At 57.3% G+C, this 22,025-nt stretch carries 15 protein-coding genes; 5 read left to right on the top strand and 10 right to left on the bottom strand.

Annotation, left to right across the window (positions count from 1 at the left end):
- Positions 1-268 precede the first annotated feature (268 nt).
- Positions 269-601 carry a thioredoxin TrxA gene (gene trxA, locus AC6I8I_RS00610; RefSeq protein WP_003851963.1) on the bottom strand — a complete coding sequence of 111 codons (333 nt, stop codon included), beginning with the start codon at positions 599-601 and terminating at the stop codon, positions 269-271.
- A 117-nt stretch (positions 602-718) separates the two neighbouring features.
- Here trxA and rhlB point away from each other — a divergent pair, with 117 nt between their 5' ends.
- A complete protein-coding gene (gene rhlB, locus AC6I8I_RS00605; RefSeq protein WP_031375061.1) occupies positions 719-2,011 on the top strand; it encodes an ATP-dependent RNA helicase RhlB in 1,293 nt (430 codons plus the stop codon).
- 7 nt (positions 2,012-2,018) lie between these two features.
- Positions 2,019-3,503, top strand: a complete 1,485-nt coding sequence (gppA, locus tag AC6I8I_RS00600; RefSeq protein ID WP_312054785.1) for a guanosine-5'-triphosphate,3'-diphosphate diphosphatase — start codon at positions 2,019-2,021, stop codon at positions 3,501-3,503.
- Positions 3,504-3,561: 58 nt separating this feature from the next.
- Here the strand turns inward: gppA and rep are convergent, their stop codons facing one another.
- On the bottom strand, positions 3,562-5,583 hold the full coding sequence (gene rep / locus AC6I8I_RS00595) for a DNA helicase Rep (RefSeq protein ID WP_312054787.1): 2,022 nt from the start codon (positions 5,581-5,583) through the stop codon (positions 3,562-3,564).
- 75 nt (positions 5,584-5,658) lie between these two features.
- Here rep and ppiC point away from each other — a divergent pair, with 75 nt between their 5' ends.
- Positions 5,659-5,940: a peptidylprolyl isomerase PpiC gene (ppiC, locus tag AC6I8I_RS00590; RefSeq protein ID WP_031375064.1), complete on the top strand. Its 282-nt coding sequence runs from the start codon at positions 5,659-5,661 to the stop codon at positions 5,938-5,940.
- Here ppiC and AC6I8I_RS00585 read toward each other — a convergent pair whose 3' ends face one another.
- Together AC6I8I_RS00585 and pdeH are read right to left on the bottom strand one after the other, a co-directional pair.
- Positions 5,941-8,001, bottom strand: a complete 2,061-nt coding sequence (locus AC6I8I_RS00585; protein WP_312054789.1) for an AsmA family protein — start codon at positions 7,999-8,001, stop codon at positions 5,941-5,943. It abuts the gene before it with no gap.
- 63 nt (positions 8,002-8,064) lie between these two features.
- On the bottom strand, positions 8,065-8,838 hold the full coding sequence (pdeH, locus tag AC6I8I_RS00580; protein WP_497828233.1) for a cyclic-guanylate-specific phosphodiesterase: 774 nt from the start codon (positions 8,836-8,838) through the stop codon (positions 8,065-8,067).
- Positions 8,839-9,121: 283 nt separating this feature from the next.
- Between pdeH and kdgK the strand changes: the two genes are divergently transcribed.
- Positions 9,122-10,054 carry a 2-dehydro-3-deoxygluconokinase gene (gene kdgK, locus AC6I8I_RS00575; protein WP_497828232.1) on the top strand — a complete coding sequence of 311 codons (933 nt, stop codon included), beginning with the start codon at positions 9,122-9,124 and terminating at the stop codon, positions 10,052-10,054.
- 382 nt (positions 10,055-10,436) lie between these two features.
- Positions 10,437-11,309, top strand: coding sequence for an alpha/beta hydrolase (locus tag AC6I8I_RS00570; protein WP_031375068.1), 873 nt, complete (start codon positions 10,437-10,439; stop codon positions 11,307-11,309).
- Positions 11,310-11,313: 4 nt separating this feature from the next.
- On the opposite strand, the gene AC6I8I_RS00565 is transcribed toward AC6I8I_RS00570, so the two are convergent.
- From AC6I8I_RS00565 to AC6I8I_RS00540, 6 genes are all read right to left on the bottom strand, one after another.
- Positions 11,314-12,810, bottom strand: a complete 1,497-nt coding sequence (locus AC6I8I_RS00565; RefSeq protein ID WP_497828231.1) for a M16 family metallopeptidase — start codon at positions 12,808-12,810, stop codon at positions 11,314-11,316.
- Between the two features lie 246 nt (positions 12,811-13,056).
- Entirely contained in the window at positions 13,057-14,346 is a 1,290-nt protein-coding gene (locus tag AC6I8I_RS00560; protein WP_312054795.1) for a dicarboxylate/amino acid:cation symporter, read from the bottom strand.
- Positions 14,347-14,571: 225 nt separating this feature from the next.
- Positions 14,572-16,578: a biofilm formation regulator HmsP gene (gene hmsP, locus AC6I8I_RS00555; protein WP_312054797.1), complete on the bottom strand. Its 2,007-nt coding sequence runs from the start codon at positions 16,576-16,578 to the stop codon at positions 14,572-14,574.
- A gap of 173 nt (positions 16,579-16,751) precedes the next feature.
- Positions 16,752-17,759, bottom strand: coding sequence for a family 8 glycosyl hydrolase (locus AC6I8I_RS00550; protein WP_497828230.1), 1,008 nt, complete (start codon positions 17,757-17,759; stop codon positions 16,752-16,754).
- Between the two features lie 9 nt (positions 17,760-17,768).
- Positions 17,769-18,212 carry a cellulose biosynthesis protein BcsD gene (gene bcsD / locus AC6I8I_RS00545; protein WP_312054799.1) on the bottom strand — a complete coding sequence of 148 codons (444 nt, stop codon included), beginning with the start codon at positions 18,210-18,212 and terminating at the stop codon, positions 17,769-17,771.
- Entirely contained in the window at positions 18,212-22,015 is a 3,804-nt protein-coding gene (locus tag AC6I8I_RS00540; RefSeq protein ID WP_497828229.1) for a cellulose biosynthesis protein BcsC, read from the bottom strand. Before AC6I8I_RS00540 ends, bcsD begins: the two co-directional genes overlap by 1 nt.
- Positions 22,016-22,025: the final 10 nt, after the last annotated feature.

Below are 22,025 nucleotides of genomic sequence, written 5' to 3'. Positions count from 1 at the left end.
TTTTCGACTCTTCTCGACGATCATCGTCTGGGATGGCGACCTGGAAGCGAGGAGACGGTCGATTGCGATGCCAGAGTTGGAGCTAACCGTCAGATTGCTAAACCGTTCTATCTCTATAAGGTACAGTGCGACAGGGTTTAACAAGGGAAAACTTTAGATGCTAACTACAAGGTAAGTTCGTAATGCAGTATTGGTAACTTAGCACGCCTGAAAGCGAACGTCCAGCAGCAGGAGATAAATTCACCACTGCCGAACGTTCAGCCCTGAATTACGCCAGGTTGGCGTTCAGGAACTCTTTCAGCTGGCCTTTAGACAGCGCGCCCACTTTGGTCGCGGCGACTTCACCATTTTTAAACAGCAGCAGCGTCGGGATACCACGAATGCCGTATTTCGGTGCCGTGCCTGGGTTATCATCAATATTCAGCTTAGCGATGGTCAGTTTGCCATCATACTCTTCTGCAACTTCATCAAGGATTGGGGCGATCATTTTGCAAGGACCACACCATTCAGCCCAGAAATCTACCAGTGTAACGCCGTCGGCTTTCAGCACGTCGGTGTCGAAACTGTCATCAGTCAGATGAACGATTTTATCGCTGCTCATGTTTTACTCCACAAGATTATGCCTGGCGAATTGGCGTAATATAAACCAATGTAGGTTGACTTTATTTCATCGGATACGCTTTCGTAAAGCGATAGTAAGCTGATATTCTACCACACTATGAGCAAAACACACTTAACTGAACAGAAGTTTTCCGACTTCGCCCTGCACCCAAAAGTGGTTGAAGCCCTTGATAGTAAAGGCTTTCAATACTGCACGCCGATTCAGGCGTTAGCCCTGCCCTTTACGCTTTCCGGGCGTGATGTTGCAGGCCAGGCGCAAACCGGTACCGGCAAAACGATGGCGTTTCTGACGTCAACGTTTCATCATCTTCTCTCTCATCCTGCGGCCGAAGGTCGTCAGGTTAACCAGCCGCGGGCGTTAATTCTCGCGCCAACGCGTGAACTTGCAGTGCAAATTCATGCCGATGCAGAACCGCTTACCGCCTCAACGGGCCTGAAGCTGGGTCTCGCTTACGGCGGTGATGGCTACGATAAACAGCTGAAAGTGCTGGAGCAAGGCGTCGACATTCTGGTCGGAACCACCGGTCGTCTGATCGATTACGCGAAGCAAAACCACGTTAACCTCGGTGCCATTCAGGTGATGGTGCTGGACGAAGCCGACCGCATGTTCGATCTCGGCTTTATTAAAGATATCCGCTGGCTGTTCCGCCGGATGCCTGCGGCGACTCAGCGCCTCAGCATGCTGTTCTCCGCTACCCTCTCTTATCGGGTTCGTGAACTGGCGTTTGAGCACATGAACAGTGCTGAATATGTTGAAGTGGAACCGGAACAGAAAACCGGCCACCGCATTCAGGAAGAGCTTTTCTATCCGTCTAACGAAGAGAAAATGCGCCTGCTGCAAACCCTGCTGGAAGAAGAGTGGCCGGATCGTGCCATTGTGTTCGCCAACACCAAGCACCGTTGCGAAGATATCTGGGGCCATCTGGCTGCGGATGGTCACCGTGTCGGCCTGCTGACCGGCGATGTCGCTCAGAAGAAGCGCCTGCGCATTCTTGACGACTTCACCAAAGGGGATGTGGATATTCTGGTTGCGACTGACGTTGCCGCCCGTGGTCTGCATATTCCTGCCGTCACCCACGTGTTTAACTACGATCTGCCGGACGATTGCGAAGATTACGTTCACCGTATCGGTCGTACGGGTCGCGCAGGTGCCAGCGGACATTCTATCAGCCTGGCCTGTGAAGAGTACGCACTGAACCTGCCGGCGATTGAAGAGTACATTGGTCACAGCATTCCGGTCAGCAAATACAACAGTGATGCATTACTGACCGATCTGCCGCCGCCTAAACGCCTGGCGCGTAGCCGCACCGGTAACGGTCCGCGTCGCGGAGGAAATAACGCCAATCGTCGCGGTGCGCCACGCAACAACAACCGTAAACGTTCGGGTTAAGCTCACCATGCTAAGCGCATCGTCACTTTATGCTGCGATTGATTTAGGTTCTAACAGCTTTCATATGTTGGTGGTGCGCGAGGTGTCTGGCAGTATTCAGACCATCGCGAAAATTAAGCGCAAGGTACGCCTTGCGGCCGGTCTGGATAAAAGCAACCATTTGTCAGCTGAGGCGATGACGCGCGGCTGGCAATGCCTCAAACTGTTCTCTGAACAACTGCAGGACATCCCTCTCGATCAGATCCGCGTGGTGGCGACCGCCACGCTGCGTCTGGCAGCGAATGCGCAGGAATTTCTCGACACGGCGCAGCAGATTCTCGGCTGTACCATCAACGTGATCAGCGGTGAAGAAGAGGCGCGCCTGATTTATCAGGGCGTGGCGCACACCACCGGCGGTTCCGATCAGCGTCTGGTGGTGGATATCGGCGGCGGCAGCACTGAGCTGGCGACCGGTGATGGCTCGCACGCCACGGTGTTGTTCAGCCTGTCGATGGGCTGCGTCACCTGGCTGGAACGCTTTTTCAGCGATCGGCATCTGGCAAAGGAAAACTTTGACCAGGCTGAACAGGCGGCACGTGAAATGATCCATCCGATTGCCGCGCAACTACGGCAACAGGGCTGGCAAGCCTGCGTCGGCGCCTCGGGCACAGTACAGGCGCTGCAGGAGATCATGGTGGCGCAGGGCATGGATGAGCGTATCACCCTGAATAAACTGCAGCAGCTAAAGCAACGCGCTATTCAGTGCGGCAAGCTGGAAGAGCTGGAAATTGAAGGGCTGACGCTGGAACGGGCGCTGGTGTTTCCCAGCGGCCTGTCGATTCTGATCGCCATCTTCCAGGAGCTCAGTATCGATAGCATGACGCTGGCGGGCGGCGCGCTGCGTGAAGGGCTGGTCTATGGCATGCTGCACCTGCCGATCGATCGCGATATCCGCACCCGCACGCTCCAGAACGTGCAGCGTCGTTTTAGCATTGATGTTGAGCAAGCCGATCGGGTCCGTCAGCTGGCAGAAAGCTTTTTCCGTCAGGTCTGTACGCTATGGAAGCTGGATCAGCGCTGTCGTGACCTGCTGCTCAGCGCCTGCGCTATTCATGAAATTGGCCTGAGCGTCGACTTCCGTCATGCGCCGCAGCACGCGGCTTACCTGGTTCGTCACCTCGATCTGCCTGGCTTTACCCCGGCGCAGAAGAAGTTGCTGGCCTGTCTGCTGCAAAACCAGAGCGGCAGTATCGACCTGGCGCTGCTGACGCAGCAAAACGCCTTACCGCCGCGGCTGGCGGAACGGATGTGTCGTCTGCTGCGTCTGGCGATCATCTTCTCCAGTCGCCGTCGCGATGATACCCTGCCTGCGGTCCGGCTGCAGGCCGACGATGATGCGCTGCATCTGACCTTGCCGGCTGGCTGGCTGGAGGCGCATCCGCTGCGCACCGAGCTACTGGAGCAGGAGAGCCATTATCAGTCCTATGTACACTGGTTATTGACCCTGTCGTGATCGGGCGTGAAGTCAGCATGAGGCGAACCGCCGTCGCCTCAGCGCTTTACCCGCCGACTTAGCCTTTCTTCGCCTTATCCAGCATCGCTCGCAGGCCCGCCACGCGGCTCTGCCCGGTTTTCATCCGCTCTTCAGCACTGACCACTTTGCGCTCCGTTTCCCACTGTAGATCGTCCTGCGGCAGCTCCAGCAGAAAACGACTCGGTTCCGGCCGCACTAACTCGCCATATTGCCGACGTTCGCGACATAAGGTAAAGGTCAGCTCCTTCTGCGCCCGGGTGATGCCGACGTAAGCGAGACGCCGCTCCTCTTCGATGTTGTTCTCATCAATACTGCTCTGATGCGGCAACAGTCCCTCTTCCATCCCCACCAGAAACACATAGGGAAACTCCAGACCTTTAGAGGCATGCAGCGTCATCAGCTGCACCTGATCAAGCTCTTCGTCGCTTTCCCCGCGTTCCATCATGTCGCGCAGGGTAAAGCGCGTCACCACCTGCGCCAGGGTCATCGGCTCATCCAGATCGCTGCCTTCCAGCATCTCCGTCATCCACTGAAACAGCGTATTGACGTTCTTCATCCGCATTTCTGCCGCTTTCGGACTGCCCGAGGTTTCAAACAGCCAGCTTTCATAATCGATGCCGCGAATCAGGTCGCGTACCGCATTGACCGGCTCGCGTTCGGTCAGCTGGATAATCTCATGCAGCCAGTGGGTGAAGCGTTGCAGATGTTCCAGCCCGCGCCCGCTCAGCGTCTGCCCCAGCCCGACATCAAAGCTGGCGTTAAACAGACTCTTATTGCGCAGGTTGGCCCATTCACCCAGTTTTTGCAGCGTCGCCGGGCCAATCTCGCGGCGCGGCGTATTCACGATGCGCAAAAAGGCGCTGTCATCGTCGGGATTGGTCAGCACGCGCAGATAAGCCAGCAGGTCCTTGATCTCCGGGCGAGAAAAGAACGAAGTGCCGCCAGAGATGCGATAAGGAATACGGTTCTGCATCAGAAACTTTTCAAACACCCGCGACTGATGGTTGCCGCGGTAGAGAATCGCGTAGTCTTTGTACTGCGTCTTGTTGATAAAGTGATGAGCGATCAGTTCACCGGTCACCCGCTCCGCTTCGTGCTCTTCACTGTTGGCGGTCACCACCTTCAACTCGCTGCCCTGGCCCAGTTCTGAGAATAAGCGCTTCTCAAACACGTGTGGATTATTGGCGATCAGGATATTCGCCGCTTTCAGGATGCGCTGGGAGGAGCGGTAATTCTGCTCCAGTTTCACCACTTCCAGCGCGGGGAAATCCTCTTTCAGCAGCACCAGGTTTTGGGGTCGCGCCCCGCGCCACGAGTAGATCGACTGATCGTCATCGCCCACCACGGTAAAGCGCGCCCGCGCGCCAACCAGCAGCTTAACCAGCTCATACTGACTGGTATTGGTGTCCTGATACTCATCCACCAGCAGATAGCGGATGCGCTGTTGCCAGCGTTCACGCACCTCCTGATTACGCTGCAGCAGCAGCGTCGGCAGCAGGATCAAATCGTCAAAATCCAGCACATTACAGGCTTTAAGATGCTGGTCGTAAAGCGCATAGCAGTGGGCGAAGATTTTATCGCGCTCCGATTGCGCCAGTGCGGCCGCCCGGGGCGGATCGACCAGATCGTTTTTCCAGTTTGAAACGGTAGAGATCAGCTGTTGCAGCAGGGTCTTATCCTCTTCCAGCCACTCTTTGGTCAGCTCTTTCAGCAGGCCAAGCTGATCCTGATCGTCAAACAGCGAAAAGTTGGACTTCATGCCCAGCGCCGCGGTTTCACGCTTGATGATTTCCAGCCCCAGCGTATGGAAGGTCGAGATCATCAGGCCGCGCGCCTCTTTGCGGCCCAGCGTCTGCGCCACGCGCTCTTTCATCTCTCGTGACGCTTTATTGGTGAAGGTGACCGCGGCGATATGGCGCGCCTGGTAGCCACACTCGCGAATCAGATGGGCGATTTTATTGGTGATTACGCGGGTTTTGCCCGATCCCGCGCCCGCCAGCACCAGACAGGGACCGGTAACAAATTCGACGGCGCGTTGTTGGCTGGGGTTTAAACGCATAGGAAAAATCGCTCAGTTGAATCAAAAGAAAGGGGTTTATACTGGGCGGCAATTATACACAACCGAGATAGCAACATGGCGAAAACCGCGGCGGCTTTACACATCCTGGTAAAAGAGGAAGCGCTGGCAAAAGAGATTCTGGCGAAACTGGCTAAGGGCGGCAACTTTCAGCAGCTGGCAAAGAAGCACTCAACCTGTCCTTCCGGCCGCAATGGCGGTGATTTGGGGGAATTTCGTCAGGGACAGATGGTGCCGGCCTTTGATAAAGCGGTCTTTACCTGCCCGCTGTTAACGCCTTACGGGCCGGTAAAGACCGGTTTTGGTTATCACATTATCAAAGTGCTCTACCGCAGCTGATTATTTCTGCTGCTTCATCTGCTGCAATACGGTGCTGCACTGGTTGTCGTCGTTATCACTCGGCGAGATCAGTGCCAGCAACGCCGCAGCCGGACCGACCACGGTGCCCAGCGCCACTGCCGCTGCACCACGGGCCAGCAGCGGACCGGCTTTCACGCCAGCATCCGGATTTTTAAAGGTGCCGCGTACATAGAGCGGTGAACGCAGGGTGATGATGCGCACCCCTTTACTCTCCGGATTGACCGAAAGATCCATCCGCTCGGTGGCAAAGTTGGCGTTGCCGGTGACGTTAATCACCGCATTTTCGGTATCAAACACAAACAGGTTTGGCGTCGCCAGACCGTTTTGCAGTTTGATATCGGTAGCGGCGCAGTTAATCCGTACCTGATCGTCGCCAAACAGCTTGCCTACCACGTAGTTACCGACGTTCAGTCCGGCAATCTCCATCAGGCTACGGCTGATCACGCCGTCGTTCATCAGCAGCTTCAGCTGGCCGTTACTGGTCGCCAGCAGATCGGCCACCGAGTTACCGGTACCGGTGAAGCTGGCATCACCGTTTAGCTGGCCGAGACTGTTTTGCATCGCCTGAACATCCGGGAATAGCTGACGCAGGCGCAGCTTACGCGCATGAATATCAGCCCGGCCGCGCATCGGCGAGCGATCGCCTTCCAGCCGGATCGTACTGTTGAGCGTGCCGCCCGCCATGCCAAACCGCAGAGGATCGAGCAACAGATCGCCATTTTTTAGCTGCAGATGGGTGTAAAGGTCGCTCAGCGGCAGTGAATTGCTGTGTTCAATGCGTTTCCCACTGAACTTAACGTCGGCATCCATCACGTCCCAGTTTTTAGTGTCGAACCGATCGTGTGGCAACACCCGATCGGCCGGCTGGTTCGATTTCTCACCGCGCCGCGATTTTGCCTGCGCGGTTTTGTCGCTGCCTTTACCGGAGTCGACCCCAATCAGCGGCCCCAGATCGGCCATCCGCAGTTGGTCAGAGGTCAGCTCACCGCTGAGTCGGGGGCGCGGTTTGCCCTGACTGTAGGTCAGCGAACCATGAATATCGCTGTCGCCAATGTGGCCGTTAAATTTCTGATAGTGATAGACCGCGCCCTTATCGTCGTTGAATTTCGCGATCAGATGGCCATCGGTTTCGTACGGCGGCGTATCAGGCAACAGCACGCCGGTCAGTCCATACAGATTCGCCAGCGTGTCACCGGAGAAGCGCAGTCGCACATCCAGTCCGCCGAGGTTCATCGGGTCTTTCACCCCGCCGGTCACCTGCACGCGCGTGGTGCCGTTGCGGATATCAGCCTGCACCGGGAACGGCGTCGTCTGGCTGCGCAGCGACAGCATTCCGCCAATCTTGCCTTCACCGTTCAGCTGCTCGTCGTTATAGGTTCCGCGCGCCTGCCAGCCGAAGACAAAGTCGCCTGCGCCCTGCTGCTTATCGTCACCGCCCGCGATCTGACCATACGGCACCGGTTTACCCAACGGATTAACCTGTACCGTCACATCGGCATGGTTAATCGCATCGCGATAGCGAATCTGGCCCTGATCGAACAGGATGTTATCGAGGCGGAATGACCAGGCCGAAGGTGCCGCCTGCTGATCGTTGCTGTCGCTGTTGGCGAGAGTAAAAGTCCAGTTATTTTTCTTATCCGCGGTCTGAACCAGCCGCGCATCGGGCCGCTGCAATTTAATCCACGGGATGAACAGCTCTTTATGCAGTAACGCCAGCGGAGCCAGCGTGGCATCGACCCGCTGCAGATGCACCATAGTCAGGTCAGGAATATCGGGCGGATTGCCTAGCATGATATCTTCCGCATGCACCTGCGGCCATGGCACCCAGCGCCGCCAGCCCTGCTCCTGCGGATTGCGCGCCCAGTCGACGCCGAGATCGCCGCGTATCGCAAACGGACGATTGAGTTCGGTGGTGACTTTCTTATTGATGGTGGGTTTCAGGCGGTTCCAGTCAAAGGTGGCAATCACCACAATGACGATCACGATTAACAACAACAGAATTCCTGCAACCCAACTGACTATTTTCCCGGTACGCGACATTGCGCTTTCTCCTTGCACTTTCACGGTCTCCGTTAAAGATAGTCGAGACCGTGGGCAACGGGGTCAGGGAAGCTGGATAGTGAGATGATTCAACTCAGAAAATGGGAGCGGACGCGAAAAGAAATAGCCCTGCGCGGCGATAGCGGGTGAACGTCTGACCTGCTGCCACTCATCCTCAGTTTCCACTCCTTCAACGATCACCCCGTTACAGTAGCGGTTGATCAGCGCCAGCAGCATTGAAAACAGGCTGCGTCCTTCATCGGAGTTGCGCAGCAGGATAAACAGCTCACGCGACAGCTTGATGTAGTCATATCTCAGTTCGGTCAGCGCCGAGAAATTGGCCATACCGGAGCCAAAATCATCCAGCCACAGCGGCCCGAGTTCCGGCATCCGGGCGATCATCTCTTCCTGCGGCAGGACATGGTGTTCTGTCAGCTCAAAGCGAACCCAGGGCAGGCGAATAATCAGGCTGCGGATCGCCGGATGATGCTGAATAGACAACAGTGACGGCCCATCAATGTTGACCGAGGCAACCACCGCATTCTGCTCAAAGAAAGGAGCCCACTGCGTTAACAGTTCGAGTTGTTCCTGTACCACATGCAGCCGCTGCGCAATCTCAAGCCCGGCAAAATAGGCTTCCGGCGACAGGATGTGTTCCGGTGCAGACGGATGAGTAATGGCCGTCAGCAACTCGATTGCCAGCAACCGCCCCGTCACCTGATAAATCGGCTGAAAGCGATAAAATCGTTGGCATTGGTGCCAGAAATGCGGTGTTTCCGGTTGGGAGATGAGGTCAGTTGAAGAAGGTAGCCATTGACTAATACTCTCCATCACCATGATATTTTCCTGGTTGGTAATGAGCGCTCAAAATTGGCGACTCAGCGGCGATTATCGACCATGCCTGTGATCGCTTGATGAAATGTCCGGCCACATTAAAGCGGGGAGTTTATCAACCTTTAATCAGGCACTATCGCCAAAACAAGCCAAAAATAGCCCTCTTTATCAGCGCGATCGCCACTATTCGTCACCTTAAGTTAAATTAAAACACCGTTTTAAAACCATTGACGTCTGCCATACCAGACGCGAGACTAAGGCGATATTTCACTACAGGTCTAAAACCATGACGCAGAAAAAAATTGCCATTATTGGTGAATGCATGATTGAGCTGTCCGAAAAGGGTGAGAACATCAAACGCGGCTTTGGCGGCGATACGCTGAATACCGCGGTCTACCTCGCCCGCCAGGTAGATGAAGACCAGCTTCGGGTCGATTACGTTACTGCACTCGGCGTCGACTCCTTCAGCGATCAGATGATCGCCGCCTGGCAGCAGGAGAAGGTTAATACCGACCTGATTCAGCGCCTCGACAACAAGATGCCCGGCCTGTATGTGATTGAAACCGATGCTGAAGGCGAGCGCACCTTCTGGTACTGGCGCAGCGATGCCGCAGCCCGTTACTGGCTCGACAGTCCTCAGTCAGAGGCGCTCTGTCAGCAGCTGGCGCACTACGACTATCTCTACCTGAGCGGCATCAGCCTGGCGATTTTAGCCCCGGCCAGCCGTGATAAGCTGATGCAGTTGCTGGACCGCTGTCGGGCTAATGGCGGTAAGGTCATTTTTGATAACAACTATCGTCCGCGCTTATGGGCGGATCAGGCCAGCGCGCAGACAGCTTACCGCGCCATGCTTAACCGCACCGATACCGCTTTTCTGACGCTGGATGATGAGCATTTACTGTGGGGCGAACAGCCGCTGGAGGCGGTGATTGCCCGCACCCGCCAGGCGGGTGCCAGCGAAATTGTGATTAAACGCGGCGCAGAATCGTGCCTGGTCGCCGTAGGTGATGAACCTTTGGCAGATATTCCGGCGGTGCGTCTGGCAAAGGAAAAAGTGATTGATACCACCGCCGCTGGCGACTCGTTCAGTGCCGGTTATCTGGCCCGCCGTCTGACCGGTGCTTCAGCCGAAGCCGCTGCGCAGCGCGGCCATCTCACCGCCAGCACCGTGATTCAGCATCGCGGTGCGATTATTCCCGCGGAGGCGATGCCCGATTAAACGGCTCCGGCGAGGCGCGTAGCCGTACCGCCAGTCGCCTGACCGACCCATCATGGTCTCTTAACAGCCCGCAGCGAAATATCCGGTAAATTCCGGCTAGCAAAGCGGGCTATACCGGACATTTCTCTTAAGCGGATAAATCGTCATTAATCACCGATCCTGCCGCCTTTCCGCCTCCAGAACCACTTATAAATTATTGTTTAAAATTAGTTGGTTACTGTCAAAAAAACGCCACCAGGCATAGTCCGAATCTGGCTATTTTTACCGTTTTCGGATGGACGTCCGGCTGAAAAAAGACCATCTTTTAATCAACAACAGCAGGACGCTGTGCTCTCCGGCCGCGAACAAAACAATTAAAACATCCCTCGCATCAGGACATGTTATGCACACAGAAATAATTAATATCTGGCCGCACGGTGATGCGCCAGGCGCCAGCGATTCGCGCGCACAGCCGCAAATTATCGATATGGCCAAACAGTATGAGCCTTACGATCGCGCCGCCACCGGCGTACGTTGCCCGGAAATGGCGATCTGGCATCCGGTGGAGTCGAACGGTATTACCCTGCTGGTCGCGCCGGGCGGTGGCTATCATCGCGTGATGATCGATCGTGAAGGGAGCGCGCTCGCCACCTTCTTTACCTCAATGGGCTACACCCTGGCGGTGATGACCTATCGGCTACCTTATGATGGGCATCATGAGGGACCGGATGCGCCGCTGGCCGATGCGCAGCGGGCGGTACGGGTGTTACGTGAACGTGCGCAGCGCGGCCTTAACGGCAAATACATCGTGATGATGGGCTTTTCAGCTGGCGGACACGTTGCTGCCAGCCTGGGTACCCGTTTCGCCGAAAAGCTCTATCCGGTACAGGATGGCGCAGAAAACTTCTCGCCGCGTCCCGACGCGATGGTGCTGGTCTATCCGGTGATCAGCATGCGTGACGGCATTGCTCATGAAGGTTCGCGCACCCGATTACTCGGCGCGTGGCCCGACCAAAAAACCATTGAGGCTTATTCACTGGAAACCCGGGTTCACCCGCTGGTGCCGCCGACCCTGTTGATTCACGCCGCCGACGACGAATCGGTGTCGGTGAACCACAGCATGGCGTTTTTCGGTGCATTACGGGAGCACAACGTGCCGGCAGAGGTGCATTTCTATCAGAAGGGCGGCCACGGATTTGGTATCCGCGGCGTGGCAGATTTGCCCCTTGCCAGCTGGCCGATGCTGGTGACCGAGTGGCTCAGGGCAAAAACCTGAGGGATTACGCGGCGGGCGGCTGAATGTCGCTGACGCTGTTATCCGGCTGGCTGGCATCGTTGCCGGCCGCCGGTGCCGCAGGCGGCGCCATCACCTTCTCCCAGCTGCTTTGCAGGCTTTTCACGTTGGTTTCGGCTTCCCCTTCCGGCTGAATCAGCACCATCATCAGTTCCTGGCTAAGCAGCTGACGCAGTTCCTGATTCAGCTGCTCGCGGGTCAGACCGGCGAGAAACGCCTGCCGCAGTTTCTGATACTGTTCCGGGGCGATATCCACCACCGAGTTCTGCTGTGAACGCAGACGCTGGCTCATCAGCACATCGGTATCGGTGCGGGCGTAGGTGGTGAACAGCTTGTTGAGCTCCAGCAGTTTTTGCGCCATCAGCGCATCAAACTCCTCCTGCGGTAAGCCTTTATCACGCACCGTTGCCAGTTCACGCGCCACCAGCGTCATGTTCTGCGCCAGCGATTCGTTGCGCGCGTCCAGGTTGATGGAACACTGCGCACGCTGATAAAGCACGCGGCAGTCAAAACCAACCTGCACGCCCTGCGCTTTGCTGTCACTCAGCACACGCTGGACATGCCAGAACAGAGCTTCACGCGCCAGATCGCCTTGCCAGTAACGCTGCAGGTTCTGGGAGTCACGGATCGGTTGCCAGGGCGTATCCCACACCAGCGACAGACGATCCTGGGTGATTTTGCCGTTGACCAGATTCACCGGCTCATGCGGCAGCGGCGATAAGGTCGGCAGCGGCGCAGGCGTTTCACGTTTACCGGTTAACGGCGAAAACGCTTTGTTGATCTGCTCAGAGAGGCTCCGGCTATCAACATTCCCCACCACATACAGCGTCATCGCATCAGGCGTATACCACTGGCGGTAAAAATCATTCAGCTGGGTTAAATTGACCGGCGCACGCGGTTGTGCTGCAGGATCGTGCGCCAGCAGGGCCGAGCCTTTCAGGCGATAACGCCACCAGACATCCTGGGTATCTTTTGGCCAGGTCGCGACCGGATCGGAGGCGCTCAGCGCGGTATTCACTACCTGTTCGGTAATCGCCATATTGCCGGCGGTGGCCGCCAGCCAGCTCAGCGCTTCTTTCAGCAGTTCAGGACGATTGTTCGGCAGGCTGAGATTGTATTGGGTGAAATCATAGGAGGCGATGACGGGGGGCAGCGGGTGTTGGGGATCCATGGCCTGTTGCCATAACGCGCGCTGCTGGTTGGTGTCGAGCGCGGTGTTATGCACCATCGCCAGACGTGGCAGCAAATGGCTGAAACCCGCCTGTTGCGCACTCTCAACCAGCGAGCCGGTATTCACCACCATGCGCAGCTCGATGCGGTCACTGGGACGTTGCGGTGTGGCCAGTAACTGCCAGTTAAATCCGTTATCCAGCTTGCCTTCCTGCCAGGCCGGATCCGGTTGCAGCGTTTCTGCGTGGAGACCATAGCTGGTCGCTGCCAGCACTAATCCACCAACCAAAAGCCGAATTCTGGTGCCCTGCATGTGAACCCCTACTCAAATAATTCAAATATCGTTATCGCTGGCACGTTTTGCCGCTGTTATTAGCGATTCGACTGACGCCGAATTGCGCTGTTATCCAATAACAGAGTGTTTGACCACAGGAAGCTTAGGATGTCGCGCAACGAAGTGAAAAACGTCAAAAAAAACAAGCAGGGTTTATTATCCAAATGCCCGCTGTCAGGGCAAGTGACAGCGGGCATTTGTCGGGATTTAAGTGAAAATCAATGGTTAAAGTGTAGAATCAGCTGCTTTTTTCGCCTTATTCCCACCGGCCAGCGTCTCTTTCAGCTGTTTTTGATCCAGCTGGTCGACCCACTTCGCCACTACCACCGTCGCCACGCCGTTACCCACCAGGTTGGTGAGTGCACGGGCTTCGGACATAAAGCGGTCGATACCCAGAATCAGCGCCAGACCGGCCACCGGCAGATGGCCGACCGCTGAAAGCGTCGCCGCCAGCACGATGAATCCGCTACCGGTGACCCCGGCGGCGCCTTTCGAGGAGAGCAACAGCACCACCAGCAGGGTAATCTGATGGAAGATGTCCATATGCGCGTTGGTGGCCTGGGCGATAAACACCGCCGCCATGGTCAGGTAGATCGACGTGCCATCAAGGTTGAAGGAGTAGCCGGTCGGTATCACCAGGCCGACCACCGATTTCTTACAGCCCAGTCGCTCCATCTTATCCAGCATCCGCGGCAGCGCCGACTCCGAAGAGGAGGTCCCCAGCACGATTAACAGCTCTTCTTTAATGTAAGCGATAAATTTGAAGATGCTGAACCCGGCAAACAGCCGCGCAATCAGCCCCAGTACCACCACCACGAACAGGATACAGGTGATATAGAAGCAGATAATCAGCTGGCCGAGCTGCACCAGCGAGCCAACGCCATACTTACCGATGGTGAACGCCATCGCGCCGAATGCGCCGATCGGAGCCAGACGCATGATCATATTGATAATCCCGAAAATCACGTTCGAGAAGCTCTCAATCACGTTGAAAATCAGCGTGCCGGTATTACCGAGGCGATGCAGCGCGAAACCAAACAGAATGGCAAACAGCAGTACCTGCAGAATGTTGCCGCTGGCAAAGGCGCCAATGACGCTGTTAGGGATCACATCCAGCAGAAACGCGACCACGCCCTGCTGCTCTGCCTGCTGGGCGTAAACCGCCACCGCTTTGGCATCCAGCGTGGCCGGATCGACGTTCATTCCCGCGCCCGGCTGCACCACATTGACCACCACCAGACCGATGATCAGCGCAATGGTACTGACAATTTCAAAATAGAGCAGCGCCACCGCACCGGTGCGGCCGACCGCCTTCATACTCTCCATACCGGCTATGCCGGTCACCACGGTACAGAAAATAACCGGGGCAATAATCATCTTGATCAACTTAACGAAGCCATCTCCCAACGGCTTCATCTGGGTCCCTAATTCCGGATAAAAATGGCCTATCAAAACGCCGATGCCAATCGCCATCAGCACCTGGAAGTAAAGGCTTTTAAAAAGTGAGGTTTTCATAAACAGGTGTCCACTAACGCCGTGAGGTGATGTTGTCGGATTCGTTATTGTGACTGACGGGCAACACAGGCGGCGCCTGACAGTAACCCGAAAATAACACTCTGTTTACGTGATTAATACAGGCTTACAAACCACGGGGAAATGATACAGACGTAATTCTGAACTGAAACGCTTCAGCAGCGGGTTTTGTAACTAAAATTCTCGCAAAATCAATGAATCAGGTAATTATTCCGGCCGTGAGCGGTTTTCGACCCACGCCTGATTGAAGCGCGCCAGCGGCAGGGCTTCAGCATATAGATAGCCCTGCCCGATATGAATGCCGCGCGCCAGCAGCCAGTCGCGCTGCTCGGCGGTTTCGACGCCTTCCGCAATCACATCCAGATGAATGATCTCAGCTATTGCCGCCACGATGCGCACCATGGTGTCATCATCCGGCAGCGCCGCGACAAAGCTGCGATCCATCTTCAGCTTATTGACCGGCAACGCTTTGAGCTGATGCAGCGAGTTAAGGTTGGAGTAGCCCATACCGAAGTCATCCAGCGCCACCGCCACCCCGGTCTGCTGCAGGGTCCGCAGCAGCGAGATCGCCTGGCCGGTATCGCCGATATGAGCGGTTTCCGTCACTTCCAGCACGAAGGTGCCCGGCGCAATCTGATGGCGCTTCAGCAGCGCCTGCAGATGGGCGACCATTGCGGTATCGCGCAGCTGAACCGCTGAAATATTCACGCTTAGCGGCAGCATAATGCCCTGCCGCTGCCAGCCGGCCAGAATGCGACACGCCTCTTCAAACACCCAGCGGCCAATCGCGGTAATCACGCCTATCTCTTCCGCACTGGCGATAAACTCCTCGGTCAGACCGAAACTGCCGTCCGGCTGACGCATCCGCAGCAGCGCTTCTGCACCGGCCAGTTCGCCGGTGCGCATATCAATCTGCGGTTGCAGGTAAAGCGCAAACTGATCGTCATGCAGCCCCTGCAAAATGTCGTGTTCCTGAGTCAGGCGTTTTTGCGCCCGCTCGGTTAAGGCGGCATCAAAGAACAGGATCTGATTCTTACCCTGATGGCGCGCTGACATCATGGCGGAAGTGGCGCGATCCAGCAGTTCATTGGCGCTCAGCGGCCGATCGTCGCGCAGCGCCAGGCCGATGCTGGCATTCGGTCGCAGCTGCAGCTGATACAGATTAACCGGCTGGTTAAGGCGAATCATCAGGTTACGCGCCAGCCGCAGCGCGCGGAACGGAGTACTGGCGCGCTTCATCAGCAGGACGAAGTCGCTGGGACCGGTTTGCGCCAGCAGGGTGTGGTCATCCAGCGTGCTGCGGATTTTATCGACCAGCGTCAGCATCAGGGTGTCGCGCTGCTCATCACTCAATACGCCATTGGCTTCCTGCAGGGTTTCAATGCGGATCACCATCAGGCCGAGTGGCTGATCAGGATTGCCCATGTACTGCTCGACCAGCGCCAGGAACAGCGCCCGGTTGGGCAGATCGGTGACGTCAAAATGGGTGGTCAGCCGGCTCATCTCATCATGCACTGACTCAAGAACCTGCTGATTACGATTGTAACTGCGGATCAGCATGCCAATTTCATCGTCACGGTGGCTCGGCGGCAGCGTCAGTTTATGGGTCAGAATCGACTGCGGCGGCAGCTCCTGCAGTTCACGTGAGATGTTACGCAGCGGATGGACCACCAGCCGGTTAATGCACCAGCTGATCGCCACCGACAGAATCAGCGCCAGCAGCAGATAGGTGGTGATCATGGTCGACAGCGTACTGAGGATAAACTGGTAGACGCGCGTCGAGTTGGCCTGCAGCACCAGATAGGCCAGCGGTTTCGGCAGCCCGGTGTTTTCAACCGAGTAGAGCGGCAGGGTAATCTGCACCGGTAGCTCAAACAGGCGTGCCACCAGCCGCGGCACCGGCTTCTCGTTTTCGAAGTCGGCATGCAGCGCCTGGAACGCGTTGGGCAGCACCACGTCGGCGCGCGATAAAATCCCGGCGGGTTTCAGCGAGTGGAGAATGCGTTCAGCCTGCGGAATGTCCGCTCTCAGCACCGCTTCTGACAGCGGCTGCCGGACGGTATGGGCGATATTCTCCATCTGCTGGGCGTAGTCAATCCTGCGCTGCTGCACAAAATGAAACAGTTGGATGACGATAAAGATACTGATGGTGATAACCGCAACCAGCGAAACCGTCGCCATCTGCTTTATCGTAAGTGACCGGCTTACCCGCAAAAATTCTCTCCCGACTATAAAAAAGCTCAGATATCAGACAGGAAAATGTCCGGCAAGTATATCCCAACGTTGGTTTTTTTTGTTGGCAATAGCGCCGCAGCGGGGAGATTCGGATTCTCTACCCGATAAAGGCGGTTTTTTCCGCACTTATCGGGCAGGCAATACCAGCAGGATTAACGCTTTTCCTGAAACGCCGTCCAGGTCAGCAGTTGCAGGCTGGCCGAAAAATAGTTCTGATCCGCTGCCAGCCGATCGCTCAGATAGCCGGTCTCATTCAGCGTCAGATCGCGCACCGCCAGCAGTCCGCCTTCAAGATGGTAAGGCGCGGGAGTATTGGCCAGAACATCAAACCAGGCCGGCGTCATCATCCGGCTATAGCCCTGCCAGACCTGCTGAAACGGCACCAGCGCCAGGCTGTGCGGATCGTACCACCAGATATTCAGCGGCACGCGAATCGCATCGTAGCTAAAGCGGCTGGAATAGCCGATAGCCGGGGCGACCGAGCCGTCGGCATTCAGCGCCACCCAATCCAGCGGCAGGCCACTGTTACCGAAATGCAGCTTAGCGAGCAAATCAAGACCGCTCTCAATCAGCTGATTCCACACCTGCAGATGACTGTGTTCACCAAACTCCCGCCACGCCTGAAACAGGAAGTAAGAGGGGTTGAGCACCACATAGCTGCTTTTATTGAAGCCCTGCGCGCCGGGCAACAGCACGGTATGGCCGCCAAACGTCACCACATCCAGCTTAATAATCGCCCGCTGAATACGATCAGATGCCTGCTGATAACTTTCTACCTGCCACTTCTGCGCGGCCCGTTGCAACGCCCAGGCCAGAAGAACATCGCCATCAGAGGCGTTATTTTTATCCGCAACCGGGTTGGCGGTGCCCGGCGTATAGCGCCAGTAAAACAGATCGGTTTGTGGATTCCCTAACTGGCTGCGCGTCCACTGCCACAGCCGATCAAAGGTGGCGCGATCGTCATTCGCCACCGCCAGCAGCATGCCGTAGCCCTGCCCTTCGGTATGGCTGACATTGTTATTCGCGGTGTCGATGACCCGCCCTTCTGACGTGACAAAGCGACTTTTAAAACTGTCCCAACCGCTGGCATCGGCTTGCGCACTGCCGAGTAACAGCCAGATACAGCAGATCCATCCCAGCCACTGTGGCTTAACGTTCATTTATCTATCCTATTGATAACGGTAATACAGCGCGTTGCCATCATTCAGTTCAGGCGTTACCGGCACCGCACTGCTGCCGCCCTGAGCCTGCAGCCAGCCTGAGAACAGCCCCGCCGCGACTGCGCCAAATGCCGCCTGCCAGTCAGCAGGCGTATGGATATTATCACCCGCCGGTAAGGCGTGATGACCGATCAACAGCGCCTTCTCTTCCGGCTGGAGCTGCACAAAACCCCAGTTAAAACGCGCCAGTTGCAGATTCATTTCCCGTTCCAGATCCTGCACCGTGCGTGCTTCAGGCAACGGATAGCGGGCTGCCAGCGATTCACCCATGTTGTAGAGGAACGCTTCAGCCTGTTGCTGGCCGCCGTTGGCGACCATGCCTTCAATCAGTACGCTGACCAGATCAAACCAGCCGGGTGGATGCGGATGCGACACGCCAGAATGCTCATTCATTATTTATCTCCAAACAGATAACGGACATAAAGCTGCGCACTGCTTTCGTTGTAATCACCAAAGGTGTCGTAGCCCAGCTGGCCGCCTATCGTCACCTCTTTATTAAGTTTGTAATCGGCACCGGCGTGCAGGTTATAACCCACCCCGTTTTTACTGCTGCCGGAGTAGTACGCACTTTTCACGCTGCCGTCGGCAGCCAGCCCTTCCAGCTGTGACTGCAGGCTGGCATCGTCCGGGAAGTAAGCGCTTTTATCCTGACTGTAGGACTGATAGCCGACCGAACCGCCCAGCCTCACTTTCAGATCGTCATACTGACGAGAGAAGTCGACCGGGAATGAGACGGAAGCGTAGTTTTGCGGACTGAAGTAGCCGCCCTGGCCATAACTGAAATAGCTCAGGTTTTTCGAGAAGTCCATCCATGACAGGCTCATCCCCACCTTCAGCTCACGGTCGTCGGCGTGATAAGGACGCACATAAGCACCGGCGGTCGCCTGCAGATTGTTGTTACTGGCGACATTCTCGCCAAGGTAGCTGTACGCCCCCGCGCCAGCGTAGAAGCCGGCATCGCCATTGTCATAACTCAGTAAGGCATTGCCGCCGTTTTTGGTGACGCGGCCCCACCGCTTGCCGCTGGTCTTGTCCTCTGCGCCGACATACGACAGCAGACTGTCGGTAATCGCGCGACGTTCGCCGGTCAGAATCAGCGTCAGGAAGTCGGTAAGCTTCGGCGACCACTGCACCCCACCCACCAGCGTACTGAGATCCTGGCCCAGCGGCGTACTGCCGAGATCGACCTTGTAGCTGTCGCCTTTCAGCGCCAGGTTCAGCTCGACGCCCGAGGCGGTTTGTGAATCGGTCGTGGCGTTCGGCACATCATTCAGGGTTGCGCCACCGGCGGCGACTACCCGGCCCTGGGTTAAGGCGTTGGTGCCAAAACGTCGCCATGCATCGCCCGCGGCGCTACCAGCCGTCAGCGACACCGGCGTCATGGTGAAGTCAAAGCGCGACTCACCAAACGGCACGGTGGAGAAGGTCAGTGGCGCTTTGGCTTCGGTCAGCTTGCTCAGTCCCGATTCGCCATCACGACCGCGCACCTGCACCATTCCCTGACTCCAGCTGGCCGTTTTCTCCTGCAGCGAATCCATCATGGTGTCAATCTGACGCAGGGTCTGCGACGCGTTAGATACCGTCGTATCGCCTTCTGCCTGCTCAGGGCTGGCCGACGTGGTGACGGGCGCGACCTGCCAGGGCAGCACGGTGCCGTAGCGGGAAGCGGAACGCCCGACCGGCGAGGTATTGCGGTCGATAAACGGATTATCTGCCAGCACCAGCCCGCCCACGGTCGGCATACTGCCCGGCTGCGCACCCTGCAGGCCAATCAGCTGTCCGCGTGCCGAGCGCAGATAGCGCATCGCCTCGCTATGCTCGCCATTCGCTTCGGCCACCCGCGCCAATAGCAACAGGCGATCCGGCGTCTGGGTAGCGCTGTTCAGGCCGCGCGTCAGCGTGTTGGCGCGCTGAACATTATTCTGCGCCAGCGCGACGTTGATCGCCCCGACGCGCGCATCCTGAGTCGGCGTATCCTGGGTCATCAGGTAGTCATATACCACGCCCGCGTCCCGGTTCATCTTGCCGTCCTGATAGAGTCGCGCCATGGCGAACATCAGATCGCGGTTCTGCGGATCCTGCTGTAACGCACCGATCAGCTTATCGTAGGCCGCCGCATACTGCCGCTGCTGCCGCAGGCGATCGACTTCATTAATCAGATAACCGTTACGCATCGCTGCCAGCTGCGTCGGGGTGCTGCGCGCCTGCAGTTCCGGGCTGCTGAGGAAGCGCTGCGCTTCTGCGCTCAGCCCGGCCTGGTTCAGCACCGTCACCTGCGCGGCGTAATCACCGGCATTACCCTGTACACCGCGCTGCATATTGGTGCGTACCACCGAAACCGCGGTGGTGAGATCGCCAGCCTGCGCCAGCTTCTGCGCCAGATTACCGGCATCAGCCGGGTTGCTGGGCGTATTCACCGCTAACGCTTTCAGGGTGTTGGCAGCGGCAGCATTGGCACCCTGAGACAGATACTGATCTGCGGTGCTCATTTGCAGGTTAAAATTGACCCGCTGCGCCAGTGCGCGCATCTCACGCGTTTGGGCAGCAGCCGGAATGCGCGACAGCAGCACGCTGGCCTGCTGCCAGCCGCCGCTTTCGCTGGCGTTGAGTGCGCCAGCATAAAGTTCACTGCTGCTGGCACCGCTGCGCATCACCGGCTGCATTACATTAGCGGCCTGTAAAGGTTCACCCTGCTGTCGGTAGAGACGGGCCAGATCAAGCCGCAGCCAGCCATCGGTTGGATAACGCTGGACTCCCTGCTGCAGCGTCGCGATGGCCGCGGCGTTGTTGCCGGCGGCCAGCTGACGCTTCGCCTGCTGACGTAGCGTATCGGCGCCGTTTGCCTGCGGCGTCACGCTCTGACGGACGCTGGCTGGCAGCGAGCCCAGCAGGGTATTGGCTTCGGCACTGCGATTCTGCTGACGCAGCACGTAGAACAGCCCCTCTTTGGCGCTGCGGTTACTGGCATCGCTCTGCAGCACAGAACGGTAGGTCTGCTCGGCCTGCTCAAGCTGGTTACTGCGCCGCTGCACGTCAGCACGGAACAGGCGAGCGGCAATGCCTTTTTCGCCTTCGGCCTGCGCCAGCGGTTCGCTTAATGCCAGCGCCTGTGCGCTGTTGCCGCTTTTCAGCGCCTGCTGCGCATTGGCCAGCTGCGCATAAAAACGGGCATCATCGGCCTGCTGCTGACGGGCTGAACCCTGATCGCCGCCCAGCTGCGCGGCGCGCTGCAGATAGTCCGCCGCTTCCTGATAACGGCCGGCACGCTGGGCGACATAGCCCATGCCCGCCAGCGCATCGGCATCCTGCGGATTGGCGCTCAGCACTTTTTCGAAGCTGCTCTGCGCACCGCCCACGTCACCACTGTTGAGCGCACTGAAACCGGCGCCTTTCTCAGCACCCCCGACGTTTTTACGGTAATAGTCGATCACCGCGCTATCCTGCGGATGACGCTGTTGCCAGGTCTGATACAGCGCGGCATCGGTAGGCTGCGGACCAAGCCACAGCAGCGCCTGCCGCAGCGAACGGTCGGCCTCCTGGTTCCCACTCGCCAGCGCAGACAGCACCTCAATCCCTTCGCGACGGGTCGACTCCTGATAGGTCAGCGCTTTACCCAGCGCCAGCTGCGCCCCGGTGTCCTGCGGATGCTGCGCGGCAAACTGCCGCAACGCCTCTACCGCCTGTGGCAGCAGGCTACGGTCACCGGCCATCGTCAGATAATATTCTGCGGCCACGCTGGCTGGCGGCTCATTGCCGCTGAAGGTATTACGCCAGGTCTGCAGGGCGGCAGCAATGTTGCCGCTGCGCGCCTGCTGACGCGCCAGCGACAGCTGCGCCTGCGGAATCGTCTGTAGCTGACGGGCATTATCCAGCTCGCTCAGGTGCGGATCGTTGGGTGACGCTTTGCTCAGACGCTCGCGATACTGCGCAGCGGCGGCATTGTCACCGCCCTGCTGGGCGTACAGCGCCAGTAAATAGAGCGCCTGCGGGTTGTTGGGTTCCACCATCAACACCTTCTGCAGCGAGGATATCGCCAGATCGTCATGTGCTTTCTGGTGCCAGTAAGCCGCCTGATCGAACAGCGCCTGCAACGCCGGATTAGTGCTTTCAGCCGCCAGCAGCGACGGTGACAACGCCAGCAAGCCGCCCAGCAGTAACGCATGATGAACACCGGCACTTATCAGATTTTTTTTCATTGTTGTTATC

It is taken from the genome of Pantoea sp. X-Soil-YNGN-775 (assembly GCF_059730575.1).
The sequence above is the reverse complement of the archived record's forward strand: the minus strand, read 5'-3'. Positions and strand labels throughout refer to the sequence as shown.